This is a genomic window from Alcanivorax nanhaiticus (assembly GCF_000756665.1).
GTDB lineage: Bacteria > Pseudomonadota > Gammaproteobacteria > Pseudomonadales > Alcanivoracaceae > Alcanivorax > Alcanivorax nanhaiticus.
On the sequence record NZ_ARXV01000013.1, the window covers coordinates 76,710 to 90,989 of the forward strand.

The following is a 14,280-nucleotide window of genomic DNA, read 5'->3' on the forward strand; positions in this document are numbered from 1 at the left end:
GTGGCTGTGCCTCGGCGGTTCTGCCGGGAAAAAGATCAGGACCAAAAGCCGTCCTTGTTCACCACAGAGGGCACAGAGTTCACTGAGCAAAAGAGAGGTCTTAATCTCTCACGCCGGACTGTGGGGGTGGGCGTTTGCTATGCCCTCGGGGTGCGACCGCGAAACAGCGTTTCAATCATGGCTCGGCACATCGCGGCGGAACCGCCGCTCTCACAAAAACGACACTCGCGCCGAAAAGTCCCCTCCTGTTGGGCGAGCTTCCTTCTTGCTAACCCAAGAACCACAAAAAAGCCCCGCAGAGCGGGGCTTTTTTGTGGTTCTTGGAGCTGGCCGATTAGCTGTCTGAGGAAACGTCTTCAGACGGGCTGTCTGCTTGCTCTGCTGCCTTGGCGGCAGCTTCCGCTTGCTGTTGACGGCGGCGAGCCCGTGGGTCGTTGGACGCACGGCCTTGCTCTGCAGCAGCAGGCTGGGCCTGCGCCACGGTCGTTTTCACCTCAACGGCACGGCTCGGGAGGGCGTTGGCCTCGGGTGCCGGCTTCGGCTTTTCGAACTTCTGGCGCGGCGCATGTTGCTGCGGCTTGTAGTTCGGGGAGCGCGGGTCGTTGCTGGCTCGTACCGGCTCAGAGGGTTTAGCTGACTCGACAGCAGGCTTGTCTTCCGCCTGGGGTGCGTCTTCCTTCGCTGCCGGTGCGGCTTGCAGCTCCGCTTTGGGCTCGGGCTTGGCTTCCTGTGCCGCTTCCGTTTTGGCCGGTGCTTCGGTAGTGGCAGGCGCCTCGACCTTCACTTCTGCCGGCTTGGTAGCAGCAGGAGCTGACGCTTCTGCTTGCGCTGCAGGTTTCTCTACCGGTTGGGTCGCAGGCTTGCTCTCCATCTGGGCAGGTTGCTCGGCCTGGCTGTTTTCAGTCTTGGCAGCAGGTTGCGCTTGCTGTTCAGTCTGAACCGGAGCCGGCGCAGCGGTTTCCGCCTGTGCAGGAGCTGGTTGAGCGGTTTTGGACTCGTTGGCCGGTGCTGCTTTTTGCTCGGCTGCGGGTTCTTGCGCGGGAACCAGCTTGGCCGGCGGATGGCTTTCTGCGCCCTGCATTACATGGTTGTCAGCCTGCGGCTTCTCCGCTTGCGTACGCTCCTGTTTGGCAGGGGCTTCAGCGGCAGCGGAGTCACTGTTCTGCTGCTTGCTGGGGCGCTTGCGCTCGCGTAACGGGCGATCATCCTTGGCATCGGTACGACGCGGTGCTTTTGGTCCCTTGTCGTTGCTCTTTTCGTTATTGCCACCCTTGTTACCGCCATCGGACTTGTCTGCCTTGTTGCTGTCAGACTTGTTGTCCTGTTGTCTGCGGTTACGAGCGTTGCGGTTGTCATTGTCGCCGCCCTTGCCACCGTCTTGCTTGCTGCGACGGTTATCATTGCGGCCACGACGCTGCTCATTGCCGCCGTCTTCACGGGCATCGTTACGCTTGTTGTCGGACTGACGGTTATCCTTGCGGTTATCGTCCTTGTCCTGTGACTTGCGATTGCGGGTGTTGCGGTTGTCCTTGTCGCCACCCTTGTTGTTGCGACCGCCGTCCTGCTTGTTGCGGTTTTCGTTGCGACCGCCACGGTTGTCGTTACGGTTGCGATTGTTGCCGCCACGGTTATTGCGGTTGTTCTGCTGACCTTTGTTGCCTTTTTGCTGTGGCTTGGCTTTCTTGGCCGGCTTGGGTTCAGCGGTAAATACTTGCGCGAGCCAGGTGAAGAACCGTGCCAGTAGGCCCAGATTCTGGGCGGCAGCAGGGGAGGCTGCGGCTGCAGCGGCGGGCTTGGGTGCCGGTGGAGCGGTGTCCGGTGCCATCAGTTTGACGGCCGGTTCCTGCGGTTTTACACCCGGGTCCTGGCTGTTTGGTGCTTCGCCTTCAGCGGCACCTTCCATCAGATCCATCTCGTGGCTCAGCTGGGTGACCACTTGATCGTCACGGATGCGCTCAACCTCGAAGTGTGGGGTTTCCAGATTCGGGTTGGGGATGATCACCACTCGAACCTTGTGGTTCTGCTCAATGGCACGCAGCGGTTCACGCTTCTCGTTGAGCAGATAGGTGCCCACGGCTACCGGAACCTGAGCCTGAATCTCGCCGGTACGCTCCTTCATCACCTCTTCTTCGATGAGGCGCAGGATGCTCAGAGCCAGGGACTTCACGTCACGGATGTGGCCCTGGCCGTCACAGCGCGGGCATACAATGCTGGAGGTCTCACCCAGGCTGGGACGCAGGCGCTGACGGGACAGTTCAAGCAAGCCAAAGCGGGAGATCCGGCCCAGCTGGATGCGAGCGCGGTCAGCCTCGAGGGCATCACGCATGCGGTTCTCTACTTCGCGCTGGTTGCGCGCTGGCCCCATATCGATGAAGTCGACCACGATCAGGCCGCCGATATCACGCAGACGCAGCTGGCGGGCGATTTCTTCTGCCGCTTCCAGGTTGGTCTGCAGGGCGGTTTCCTCAATATCCGCGCCCTTGGTGGCACGGGAGGAGTTGATGTCGATGGAGACCAGTGCTTCGGTGGGATCGATCACAATGGAGCCGCCGGAAGGCAGTTTCACTTCGCGCTCAAAGGCGGTCTCGATCTGGGACTCGATCTGGAAGCGGGAGAACAACGGGGTTTCATCGTTGTACAGCTTGATCTTGTTCTGGAAGTCCTGCATCACCTGCTGGACAAAGCCTTGGGCCTCGGCAAATACCTTCTCGGAGTCGATCAGAACTTCGCCGATGTCCTTGCGCAGGTAGTCACGGATGGCGCGGATAATGACGTTGGATTCCTGGTAAATCAGGAAGGGGGCCTTGCGTTGCTGGGCCGCTTCGTCAATGGAGCTCCACTGCTTGAGCAGGAAGTCCAGATCCCACTGCAGTTCTTCTGCACTGCGACCCAGGCCGGCGGTACGCACGATCACACCCATTTCATCAGGTACGGTCAGGGCGCTCATGGCTTCTTTCAGCTGGGCACGCTCTTCACCCTCGATGCGACGGGAGATACCGCCGGCGCGGGGGTTGTTGGGCATCAGTACCAGGTAACGACCGGCCAGGCTGATGAAGGTGGTGAGGGCGGCACCCTTGTTGCCACGCTCTTCCTTGGAAACCTGAATAATGACTTCCTGACCTTCCTTGATGACTTCCTTGATGTTGATGCGACCCTGGATGTCTTTCGGGTCTTTCTGGAAGTACTGACGGGAAATTTCTTTCAATGGCAGGAAGCCATGGCGCTCGGCACCGAAGTCCACAAAGGCGGCTTCCAGGGAAGGTTCTACGCGGGTGATTTTGCCCTTGTAGATGTTGGATTTTTTCTGAATGCGGGTTCTGTGTTCGATATCCAGGTCATAAAGACGCTGGCCGTCGACAAGAGCCACCCGAACCTCTTCAGGGTGAGTGGCGTTAATAAGCATACGTTTCATGGTGCTACCACATGTTAGTGGTGGCACTGGGCAGGGCCGGGTTACAACCGGTAGCAGACCAGGGGGAGGGCTGGAGGCCTGTCACGGCCAGGGCGCACGCGGTGCGTGGGTTTTCGCTTTCCTGGGGTGATTCAGTGCCTGAGCAACGTCTCTCCGAGTTGTTTGCAATGTTTAGTGCGTAATTGGGCTGGCAATGTGGCCAGCGGGTAATACTTCACGCGATTGCTGTGGCGGTGGGAGACTGTGTTCGCTCCAGTGTTGCACAACAATATGTAAACTCTTGTCTGTCTGTTTTCCAGGTCATTTGACCGGCGCTGCAGGCCACCAATGTTAATGTTCAGGGTCCATACGTTGGACGCTGTTTTAAATGGGTTTCTCTGCAACGTTATAAGCCTGGCTCTTGCCCTTTTGGGGAGAGGGGCAGGCGGTAACGCTATGTCAAACCTTGATGAGACGGGGCCCATGTCGTTCTCGGCTGTGCCGGAGCGGGCCACACGGCGAATGTTCGCTGCGCGTCGCCGTTGTCCTACTTCAGGTCGACGCTTGACTATAGCAATAAAAGGTTAGAGGGATCAATCAGTTGAGGTAGTGAACACTTAACAGTGAATAGTGAACAGTGCGCGGGGTGGCGGGGGTGGGTTCTGGCAGGCTGAGCCCGCGACAATGGCTTAGGGGTTATGCTTGGGTTTGTTTTTATATCTTTTCGCTATTAACTGCTCACTGTTAACTATTCACTATCTGCGGCTTTCTATAGAATCGCCGCATGCCAAATGATGCCCCTGCGGCGGATCGAGTCAGCTTCGTCACTATTGACGAGGGTCGACATGGTCAGCGCCTCGATAATTTCCTGTTTACCCATCTCAAAGGGGTGCCCAAGTCCCGTATCTACCGGATCATCCGTTCTGGTGAGGTTCGGGTGAACAAGGGGCGCGCCAAGCAGACCACACGCTTGTCTAGCGGGGATGTGGTCCGGATCCCGCCGATCCGTACCAGTGAGTCCGATGCGCCGCCCAAGGTCAGTGATGGCCTGAACGAGCGCCTGTCCCGTGCCTGTGTGTACGAAGATGCCAATCTGTTCATCTTCAACAAGCCTTCGGGTTTGGCTGTGCATGGCGGCAGCGGGGTGAGCCTCGGCTTAATTGAAGCGCTGCGAGTGATCTACCCTGATGAGCGAGAGCTTGAGCTGGTTCATCGTCTGGATCGGGATACCAGTGGCCTGATCATGGTGGCCCGCCGGCGCTCCTTTCTGCGCAAATTGCAGCGCCTTATGCAGAGCGGAAAGGTGGAAAAACGCTATTGGCTGATCTGCCAGGGTTTCAAGGGTAGTGAACGTACCATGGAGGCGCCGCTGCTGAAGATGCAGAACGGTAACGAGCGGATTGTGCGGGTGTCTCGTGAGGGCAAGCCTTCCATAACCCATTTTCGCATGATCGAGCGGCTTCAGGATGCCCAATTAGTGGAGGCGTTGCTGGAAACCGGCCGCACCCACCAAATTCGCGTGCACAGCCAGTTTGGGGGCTTTCCGCTGTTGGGGGATGACAAGTATGGAACGGCGAAAGGGGCCGCGTTGCTGGAGCAGATCGGTCGCCGCAGGCTGTGCTTGCATGCGCGCAACCTCACGTTTCCCCATCCGGATACGGGCAAGCAGATTTCGGTCACGGCCCCGCTGGATGAGGATTTTGAGGCCATTCTGGGGACATTAAGGAAGGGCAAGGGGTAGTGGGCACCATGAACTATGATCTGGTGATCTTTGATTGGGATGGCACGGTGATGGATTCCACCGGCCGTATTGTCAGCTGTATGCATCTGGCGGCCAGTGATCTGGCACTGCCTTCACTTCCTGATCAGACGGTGCGTGACATTATTGGTCTAGGCCTTCCGGAAGCCATTGCGACCCTCTATCCGGTGCTGGGCAGTGCGGACATATTACGCATGCGAGATCGTTATGCGTTTCATTTTATTGAAGCCGAGACCACACCAAGCCCATTGTATCCTGGGGCGGAGGCAGTGCTCACCGGGCTGCGCGAGCAGGGCTACAAGCTGTCAGTCGCCACCGGCAAGAGTCGCAAGGGGCTGCAGCGAGTGTGGGGTAACACGGGGCTGGATCGCTATTTTCATGCTTCACGTTGTGCTGATGAAAGTCGCTCCAAGCCTGAGCCGCACATGGTGTTAGAGTTGCTTGAGGAAATGGCGGTGCCGGCGGAACGGGCGATTGTGGTCGGCGATACCACCTTTGATCTGGAAATGGCGCGCAACGCCGGAGTGGATCGAGTGGCGGTGAGCTACGGCGCACACCCTGTTGATCGGCTTCTGCCTTGTGAACCTCTGGCCGTGATTGATAGATTGAACGACTTGCTGCCGCTTGTGGGAGCGGCTGAATTGTCCATGGAGAGTCTGTAAATGGAAAACGATAACACCTCGCAGCGTCCTGCTAGTGAGAAAGAGTGGAAGTTGATTGAAAAGCTCTTGGGGCAGGCCCAGGAGGAGCATCGCAAGTCCCGTCGCTGGGGTGTTTTCTTTAAGGTGCTGACCTTTGTGTATCTGTTTGTGCTGCTGGCAGTGATGCTCAACGGTCGTTCAGGAGGCTCTTCTCTGGCGGTTGCGGAAGAGCATGTGGCTGTGGTCACGGTGAATGGTGTGATTGCGCCGGATCAGGATGCCAGTGCTGATTTGATCGTCACCGGGCTGACCCGGGCGTTCGAGGCAGAAAACAGCAAGGCCGTGTTGCTCAAGATCAACAGCCCGGGTGGTTCTCCGGTGCAGTCCAACCAGGTGTACAACGCGATCAAGCGCCTGCGTGCTGAGTATCCGGACAAGAAGGTGTACGCCGCCATTACCGATGTGGGCGCGTCAGGTGCCTACTATATTGCTTCTGCGGCAGATGAGATTTATGCCGACCCCGCCAGTATTGTGGGTTCCATTGGTGTCATCATGGCCGGGTTTGGTCTTGAAGAAGCGGCAGAAAAATTGGGTGTTGAGCGTCGTGTGCTGACGGCAGGTAATAACAAGGCGATCATGGATCCGTTCTCTCCGGTGCGCCCGGCAGATCGTAAACACATGAAAGCCATGCTTAATGAGATTCACCAGCAATTCATTACCGCTGTGCGCAATGGTCGGGGTGACCGTCTCAAGGAGGCAGAAAACCCGGAGATCTTCTCTGGCCTGTTCTGGACTGGAGAGCGAGCAGAGACCATGGGTCTGGTCGATGGTCTGAAGAGTCCGGGCGATGTGGCCCGTGATGTGGTGGGGCTTGAGGAGCTGGTGAATTACAGTGCCAGCCGCTCTCCGATGGAGGAATTCCTGCGCAAGTTTGGCGTCTCCATCGGTGAGGGCATTGCCAGCCAGTTGGGTGTGGATGCGGGCGTGCCGAGTATTCGGTAAAGCCGCTGCGAGCTACGAGCTTCCAGCTACGAGGAAAAGCAAAAACCCGGCGCCGCCGGGTTTTTGCTTTTAAGGATTGCGCTTAAGCCTGGTCTGATCACCATTCTCGTAGCTCGAAGCTATAGCGGTAGCTGAACCCCTTCCGCTGCCAGAAATTCGGTCAAGGTGATCAGCGGCAGCCCAATCAGGCTGTTGGGGTCGCGTCCTTCCAGGGATTTGAACAGCACAATGCCCAGCCCTTCAGATTTGAAGCTGCCGGCGCAGTTGAGGGGTTGTTCCAGGTCCACGTAACGCTCGATTTGCTCCCGGGTCAGGGTGCGGAATTGTACGTGGAAGGGTTCGCAGGCGGTTTGGGTACGGCCGGTGGCTGTGTTGAGCAGGCAAAGACCGGTGAGAAAGGTAACCCGCTGGCCGCTGGCTGCGCTCAGCTGCTCGATGGCCTTTTCCCGGGTGCCGGGTTTGCCGAGCACTTTGTCACCCAGTACCGCCACTTGATCGGAGCCGATGATCAGGGTGTTCGGGTGTTCTGCCGCCAGCGCGGTTGCCTTTTCCCTTCCCAGACGCATCACCAGCTCGGTGGGGGGTTCGCCATCCTGGCGGGATTCATCAATGTCAGGGCTCTGGTGACTGAACTCCAGGTGAAGCTTGCCCAGCAATTCACGACGAAACGGTGAGGAAGAGGCGAGGAGGATGGCTGGTGTAGCGGTCATGATTCTGTCTCCGGTCTGAGCGGGCAGAGTGTAGTGATTTTCTGGTGCAGGAAGAAGGTTTATGGGGCCAGTTTTCAGGTAAAATGCCCGGCGTCGGGCAAAAAATGCCCAGATATGCCAAAGAGTTTTTCGTGTTTTAGGAAAAGTCTTTATTCTTCAGTGGGTTAACCGCTTACATTAACTTTGACAGAAGGGCTTCTCAGCCCTAGAATTGCGCGCTTATGTTTTCAGGGCAACTGCCACAGTTCCTCGACCCCCGTAAATACGCGGATCAGGGTCGCGTCGTTGAAGGCCAGCTTACTGTCCGCGACCTGCCGCGCCTGCAGGATTACGAGGAGAGTCTGGACCAGCCGGTAGCAATATCGCTGGCGTTCGGCCGTGACGAAGAGGGGCATCGGCGTATTGAGGGCGAGGTTAGCACGCGACTGGTGCTGCCATGTCAGCGCTGCCTGGAGCCGGTAACTTGTGACATCAAGGCCACGATCGATGTGGCACTTGTCTGGAACGAGGAGCAGGCCAAGGCGCTGCCGGAGCGACTGGACCCCTGGCTGATTGATGATGAACCCATGGTTCTCACCGATTTGCTCGAAGAGGAACTGCTGCTGGCCATGCCGTTGGTGGCACTGCATGACCCTTGCCCGACAGCTTTACCGCATGACAGCGGTGAACCTGAGAAACAGGAAAACGCGGATAATCCTTTTGCCGTGCTGGCCCAGTTAAAGGGTCAAGGCAAGTAAATTCAGGCTGATTTAACGCCCGAGGAGCTCGAAATGGCTGTTCAACAGAACCGTAAAACCCGTTCCAAGCGCGGCATGCGCCGTTCTCACGATGCGCTGACTTCTGCTGCGCTGACCGAAGATTCCAACACTGGTGAAGTGCATCGTCGTCACCACATCTCCCCGGATGGCATGTACCGCGGCCGTCAGGTGATTCGTCAGGTTGAGACTGACGACGAAGAGTAACATCTTCATGCAAACGGGAGCTTCTGCTCCCGTTTTGCTTTGGCCTGCCAGGCCACAGAAATCCTCCTTCGGGAGGATTTTTTGTAAGCGGATACAAGGGAACCTGTTTCCCGCTGTATTTTTTGTCAGAATGTCGGCCTCAAAATCAATAATCGCATTTTAAGGAAGCAGCCCATGTCGGTTGTGACGTTGGCGGTTGACGCCATGGGGGGCGACCACGGTTTGTCCGTGACCGTGCCCGCGGTGGCGCGGATGCTTTCCCGCCATGATCATCTCAATATCATTCTTGTCGGGCAGCCGGAGCCGTTGGCTGAGGCGCTCAGGAAGCAAGGTCTGCAGGACCATGCCCGTATTACCGTTCAGCCTGCTGCCGAAGTGGTAGCCATGGATGATCCGGTGGCCGTGGCATTGCGTCAGAAGAAAGATTCCTCCATGCGAGTGGCTATCAACCAGGTCAAGGAAGGCAAGGCCCAGGCGGCTGTCAGTGCCGGTAATACCGGTGCCTTGATGGCGGTTAGCCGTTTCGTTCTGAAAACCCTGCCAGGAGTTGATCGTCCCGCCATCTGCACCGCGATTCCTACCTCCGCCGGGCACTGTCACATGCTTGATCTGGGTGCCAATGTGGATTCCGAGCCAGCACATTTGGTGCAGTTTGCTCTGATGGGGCAGGCGTTGGTGCGGGCGGTGGATGGTGAGCGCCATCCGCGGGTAGCGCTGCTCAATATTGGTGAAGAAGACATCAAGGGTAATGAGCAGATCAAGGAAGCGGCCGCCTTGCTGCGGGCAACTGCCGACATGAATTATGTTGGCTTCGTGGAAGGCAATGGCATCTTTGCTGGTGAGGCGGACGTGGTGGTCTGTGACGGCTTTGTTGGCAATGTGTCACTGAAAACCATGGAAGGCGTTGCCAAGATGATCGGCAATATGATCCGTGAAGAGATAGGGCAATCCTGGCTGCGCAAGCTCAGTGGTCTGCTGGCACTGCCGGTGTTGAGCGGATTGAAGAAACGCATGGATCCAGACCGTTATAACGGTGCCAGCCTGGTCGGTTTGAGAGGCGTAGTGGTGAAAAGCCACGGTGGCACCAGTGTGGAAGGTTTTATCAGTGCCCTTGAGGTGGCGGAGCTGGAAGCGCGGCGAAATGTGCCGGCGCTGATTCGTGATGCCCTGGCGCCCGAGGCGGCGCCAGACACTGGGGCCTGATGTGGCAATACTTTGTTGCAGCATTACCCGGACAGTACAGGGCAAACCGGGCATACTGCGGCGCGTGAAACGAGGATAAGACATGTCCAAAACTGCCTTTATTTTCCCCGGTCAGGGTTCCCAGTCATTGGGAATGCTGGCGGACTTTGCTGATCGCCCTGCGGTCAAGCAGACCTTTCAGGAAGCCTCCGGTGCCCTGGGTCTGGATCTCTGGGCCATGAGTCAGGAAGGTCCCCAGGAGTTGATGAACCAGACGGAAAATACCCAGCCGTTGCTGCTCACTGCCGGTGTGGCACTGTGGCGTTTGTGGGAGCAAAGCGGCGGGCCACGTCCGCACTTTCTGGCTGGCCACAGCCTGGGCGAATACACCGCACTGAGCTGCGCGGGTGTGATCAATCTGGGAGATGCGGTACGTCTGGTACGGACCCGTGGCCAGCTGATGCAGCAAGCCGTTGCCGAAGGCGAGGGCAAGATGGCGGCGGTACTGGGCCTCGACGATGAGCAAGTGCGTGAGGCCTGTGCCAGGGCTGCTGAGGGCTCTGTGGTGGAAGCGGTGAATTTCAATGCACCTGGACAGGTGGTGATTGCCGGTGCCGCGGATGCAGTCGAGCGTGCCATTGCTGCCTGCAAAGAGGCAGGGGCCAAGCGCGCCATGCCACTGCCAGTCAGCGTGCCATCTCATTGTGCTCTGATGAAACCTGCGGCAGACCAGCTTGCAGAAAACCTCAACGCCACTAATTTTCATGCGGCTGAAATCCCGGTCATCAACAATGTGGACGTGGTGGCAGAAACCGCACCGGAACAAATCCGTGATGCGCTGGTGCGGCAGCTGTATTCACCTGTGCGTTGGGTGGAAACCATCCAGGCGCTGGGTGCCGAGGGCGTGACCAGTGTTTATGAATGTGGCCCCGGCAAGGTGCTATGTGGTCTGATCAAGCGAATTGATCGGGGCATGGCTGCCAGTCCGCTGGAGAGCGGTGATGCGTTTGAAAAGGCGCTGGGTCTGTAAACGATTCTGTCAGGAGAAAACAGAATGTCTGATAAGAAAGTGGCACTGGTAACCGGCGCTAGCCGCGGTATCGGCCGTGCCATTGCCAATAAACTGATTGAAGACGGCTTTTTTGTTGTGGGCACGGCAACCTCTGAGGGCGGTGCTGCTGCTATCGGTGAGGCGCTGAGTGCCAATGGCGCTGGCAAGGTGCTGAATGTGGCCGATCGCCAATCCGTTGAAACCACCCTGAAAAGCATTAATGAAGAGTTTGGTGCGCCAGTGGTGCTGGTGAATAACGCCGGTATTACCCGTGACAACATCATGCTACGAATGAAAGATGATGAGTGGGAAGATGTGATTAACACCAACCTCAATTCCCTTTATCGTGTCAGTAAGGGCTGCCTGAAAGGGATGACCAAGGCGCGTTGGGGCAGAATCATCAATATCAGCTCTGTGGTTGGCACCATGGGGAATGCTGGCCAGGCCAACTACGCGGCAGCCAAGGGTGGGGTAGAAGGTTTTACCCGTGCGCTGGCTCGTGAGGTGGGTTCGCGCAATATCACAGTGAATTCTGTGGCGCCCGGTTTTATCCAGACGGATATGACGGACGCCTTGCCTGATGCTCAGAAAGAGTCTCTTTTGTCCGGGATTCCACTGGGGCGTTTGGGGCAGCCGGAAGAGATTGCCAGTGCGGTTGCCTGGCTTGCCAGCGACGGCGGTGGCTATGTAACCGGCACGACTTTGCACGTGAATGGCGGTATGTTTACCGGCTAGTGCCAAAAGTGTGCATGTGAGTGGGTCTCTGTGGGGCAGTGTAATTGACTGTTTTTACAGAGAAAAATATTTGGAAAAACTTGAAGGAATCGCACCGGGTCAGTTCGCTTGCAAGCGCAAACGGCGTTCACCTAGAATAGCCGCTGACAGGTGCTAGCACACCATCAATCAGGAGAGTTATAGGATCATGAGCAGCATCGAAGAACGCGTACAAAAAATCATCGTGGAACAACTGGGTGTTAAGCCGGAAGACGTAAAATCTGAAGCGTCCTTCGTTGAAGATCTGGGTGCAGACTCCCTGGATACCGTTGAGCTGGTGATGGCTCTCGAAGAGGAATTCGAGACCGAGATCCCGGACGAAGAAGCTGAGAAAATCAGCACTGTTCAGTCCGCTGTTGACTACATCAAAGCCCACAGCTAATTCGTTAGTTGTTACGCTTTACAAAATGGCCGCAGGTTCAACGAACTTGCGGCTTTTTTGTGCCTGATTTTCAGGTAGTCTTCTTGCTTGACTTGTAGGGCGCAGCCAGAAAGGCTGATCCCTTTTTCCGCCCAGCAGTGCCAGCCGCTGTTTATATAGAGCGACTACACGGCATATCGACTGACACGACTGGACGAAAAAATGCATTCAGCAGGGGCTGTTTTGGTAGTGTTGGCAGGCCCTAACAGCCGCTTACATAATGGCGGCGTGATAATGGCGGCTTTGTAGTAATCTTGTCGCATTCAATAGCGTTTAATGCTCCAACTTTGGAACGGACTGGAGGAATTCGGGTGACATTACGGCGAGTTGTAGTTACAGGGATGGGAATGCTGACCCCGCTGGGTGCTGATGTGGCTTCCACCTGGGAAGGCATCAAGGCCGGCAAAAGCGGCATTCGTAATATCGAGCATTTCGATACTGAACCGTTTGCAACCCGCTTCGCCGGCCTGGTTCCCGAGTTTGATGTTTCCGAATACCTCTCCCCGAAAGAAGCCCGCAAGATGGATATCTTCGTCCAGTACGGGCTGATTGCGGCGATCCAGGCGGTACGTGATGCAGGCCTGGATATGGAGAAAGTGGATGCCGAGCGGGTGGGGGCTGCGATTGGCTCCGGCATCGGTGGCCTGACCAATATCGAAGAAAACCATATCAAGATGCTGAACAGTGGCCCACGTAAACTGAGCCCGTTCTTTGTGCCGGGCACGATCATCAACATGATCGCCGGCAATCTGGCCATTATGTATGGCATGAAGGGGCCAAATTTTGCCACGGTGACGGCGTGTACCACGGGCACCCATAACATTGGTTTTGCTGCCCAGCAGATCCAGCTGGGGCAAGCTGAAGTGATGGTAGCGGGCGGTGCCGAGAAAGGGTCAACGCCGCTGGGGCTGGGTGGTTTTTCTGCGGCTCGCGCGCTTTCCACTCGCAATGATGATCCTCAGGCGGCGAGTCGTCCCTGGGACAAGGATCGTGATGGCTTTGTACTGGCCGATGGCGCAGGTGCTTTGGTGCTGGAAGAGTACGAGCACGCCAAGGCCCGTGGTGCCACCATCTATGCCGAACTGGTGGGTTATGGCATGAGCGATGACGCCTATCATATTACTGCGCCAGCGGAGGGAGGGGATGGTGCCATGCGGGCCATGCGCAATGCCCTGCAGAATGCCGGTGTCGCTCCTGAGCAGGTGGATTACATCAATGCACACGGCACCTCCACCCAGATGGGGGATGTGGCCGAGGTGGCAGCAGTAAAGACCTTGTTTGGCGAACATGCCAAGGCACTTGCCATGAGCTCGACCAAATCCATGATCGGCCATTTGCTCGGTGCTGCCGGGGCGGTTGAAGCCATCTTCTCCATTCTCGCCATCCGCGATTCTATTGCGCCTCCGACCATCAACCTGGATAACCCGGATGAAGGCTGTGATCTGAATCTGGTGGCCAACGTGGCCCAGGAACGCAACATCGAGTATGCGCTGTCGAACTCCTTCGGGTTTGGTGGCACCAACGGTTCCCTGTTGTTCAAGAAGCCTTGAGGCAGCTATGAGCCGCTGGCCCAGCATGCTGGACAGCCGTGATCGCGGCCTTGCTTACGGCGATGGCGTGTTTGAAACGCTGCGGGTAACGGCAGAGGGAAGGATTCCGCTGTTACCCTTGCATTTGGCCCGGCTGGAGCAAGGGGCTTGCGCCCTGGGCATTCCGATGCCGGAGCCGGCCTGCGTGGATCAGGCACTGCAACAAGCGGGCATTGCCCTTGCTGGTGCCGGAGTGATCAAGCTGCAGCTGACAAGGGGAGCAGGAGGGCGCGGCTACCTTCCTCCTGCGCACCCCAAGCCAAATCTGCTTTGGCAAACGTCGGATTTACCCGTCTGGCAGGAGCAGGACCGCAGGGATGGCATTGTCATGGGGCTGTGCTCGCAACCGCTTTATCCTGATGTGTTGGCCGGCCACAAGCATCTCAATCGTCTGCCCCAGGTTATGGCTCGCGCTGAAGTGGCTCGCCAGGGGTGGCAGGAGGGGTTGTTGCTATCCAGTCGCCGTCAGCCGCTGGAAGCTACTGCCATGAATCTGTTTGCCCGTTTTGACGAGGGATGGTGGACGCCAGATCTGGCTGCAGCGGGCTGTGGTGTCGGTGGAGTGATGCGTCGCTGGTTGCTTGCAGATCTGGCTTCGCGGGGGGAGCCCGTGAGTTGCGATCTGCGGCCACTGTCACAGCTTTGCCATGCGCAAGGGGTGTTTTTGAGCAACAGTGTTGTCGGGGTGCTCCCGGTGCGTAAACTGGCGCAGTGGCAATGGGCTGTGCCGGATTCCGTGCGTGTGTTGCAAGCGCGTGTGGATGCACTGTTCGCCGCCTAATCTCTGATTCCTGGTAG

The 14,280-nt window shown here is 57.3% G+C and carries 13 protein-coding genes; 11 read left to right on the forward strand and 2 right to left on the reverse strand.

Annotated elements, in window-relative coordinates; genetic code table 11:
* Window positions 1–334: 334 nt before the first annotated feature.
* Window positions 335–3,412 (reverse strand): ribonuclease E, encoded by a 3,078-nt coding sequence (rne, locus tag Y5S_RS14565; protein ID WP_035233957.1) that lies wholly within the window; start codon window positions 3,410–3,412, stop codon window positions 335–337.
* A 763-nt stretch (window positions 3,413–4,175) separates the two neighbouring features.
* Here rne and Y5S_RS14570 point away from each other — a divergent pair.
* Genes Y5S_RS14570 through sppA form a run of 3 tightly spaced genes read left to right on the forward strand, consistent with a single transcriptional unit; the run spans window position 4,176 to window position 6,793 of the window.
* Window positions 4,176–5,132, forward strand: coding sequence for an RluA family pseudouridine synthase (locus Y5S_RS14570; protein WP_035233958.1), 957 nt, complete (start codon window positions 4,176–4,178; stop codon window positions 5,130–5,132).
* 8 nt (window positions 5,133–5,140) lie between these two features.
* The gene (locus tag Y5S_RS14575; RefSeq protein ID WP_035234014.1) at window positions 5,141–5,812 is read left to right on the forward strand and encodes an HAD family hydrolase; all 672 of its coding nucleotides are present in this window, start codon (window positions 5,141–5,143) and stop codon (window positions 5,810–5,812) included.
* Window positions 5,813–6,793 (forward strand): signal peptide peptidase SppA, encoded by a 981-nt coding sequence (gene sppA / locus Y5S_RS14580; protein ID WP_035233959.1) that lies wholly within the window; start codon window positions 5,813–5,815, stop codon window positions 6,791–6,793.
* Window positions 6,794–6,912: 119 nt separating this feature from the next.
* Here the strand turns inward: sppA and Y5S_RS14585 are convergent, their stop codons facing one another.
* On the reverse strand, window positions 6,913–7,503 hold the full coding sequence (locus Y5S_RS14585) for a Maf family protein (RefSeq protein ID WP_035233960.1): 591 nt from the start codon (window positions 7,501–7,503) through the stop codon (window positions 6,913–6,915).
* Between the two features lie 221 nt (window positions 7,504–7,724).
* Here Y5S_RS14585 and Y5S_RS14590 point away from each other — a divergent pair, with 221 nt between their 5' ends.
* From Y5S_RS14590 to pabC, 8 genes are all read left to right on the forward strand, one after another.
* Window positions 7,725–8,240, forward strand: coding sequence for a YceD family protein (locus tag Y5S_RS14590; RefSeq protein ID WP_035233961.1), 516 nt, complete (start codon window positions 7,725–7,727; stop codon window positions 8,238–8,240).
* 33 nt (window positions 8,241–8,273) lie between these two features.
* Window positions 8,274–8,465: a 50S ribosomal protein L32 gene (gene rpmF / locus Y5S_RS14595; RefSeq protein ID WP_035233963.1), complete on the forward strand. Its 192-nt coding sequence runs from the start codon at window positions 8,274–8,276 to the stop codon at window positions 8,463–8,465.
* A gap of 174 nt (window positions 8,466–8,639) precedes the next feature.
* Complete coding sequence (gene plsX, locus Y5S_RS14600; protein ID WP_035233964.1) at window positions 8,640–9,668, forward strand: phosphate acyltransferase PlsX; 1,029 nt, start codon at window positions 8,640–8,642, stop codon at window positions 9,666–9,668.
* Between the two features lie 82 nt (window positions 9,669–9,750).
* Window positions 9,751–10,677 carry an ACP S-malonyltransferase gene (fabD, locus tag Y5S_RS14605; protein ID WP_035233965.1) on the forward strand — a complete coding sequence of 309 codons (927 nt, stop codon included), beginning with the start codon at window positions 9,751–9,753 and terminating at the stop codon, window positions 10,675–10,677.
* Between the two features lie 24 nt (window positions 10,678–10,701).
* Window positions 10,702–11,433 carry a 3-oxoacyl-ACP reductase FabG gene (fabG, locus tag Y5S_RS14610; protein ID WP_035233966.1) on the forward strand — a complete coding sequence of 244 codons (732 nt, stop codon included), beginning with the start codon at window positions 10,702–10,704 and terminating at the stop codon, window positions 11,431–11,433.
* Window positions 11,434–11,620: 187 nt separating this feature from the next.
* Window positions 11,621–11,854, forward strand: coding sequence for an acyl carrier protein (gene acpP / locus Y5S_RS14615; protein ID WP_035233967.1), 234 nt, complete (start codon window positions 11,621–11,623; stop codon window positions 11,852–11,854).
* Window positions 11,855–12,204: 350 nt separating this feature from the next.
* Window positions 12,205–13,443, forward strand: a complete 1,239-nt coding sequence (gene fabF / locus Y5S_RS14620) for a beta-ketoacyl-ACP synthase II (RefSeq protein ID WP_081939788.1) — start codon at window positions 12,205–12,207, stop codon at window positions 13,441–13,443.
* A gap of 7 nt (window positions 13,444–13,450) precedes the next feature.
* Window positions 13,451–14,263 carry an aminodeoxychorismate lyase gene (gene pabC, locus Y5S_RS14625; protein ID WP_035233969.1) on the forward strand — a complete coding sequence of 271 codons (813 nt, stop codon included), beginning with the start codon at window positions 13,451–13,453 and terminating at the stop codon, window positions 14,261–14,263.
* Window positions 14,264–14,280: the final 17 nt, after the last annotated feature.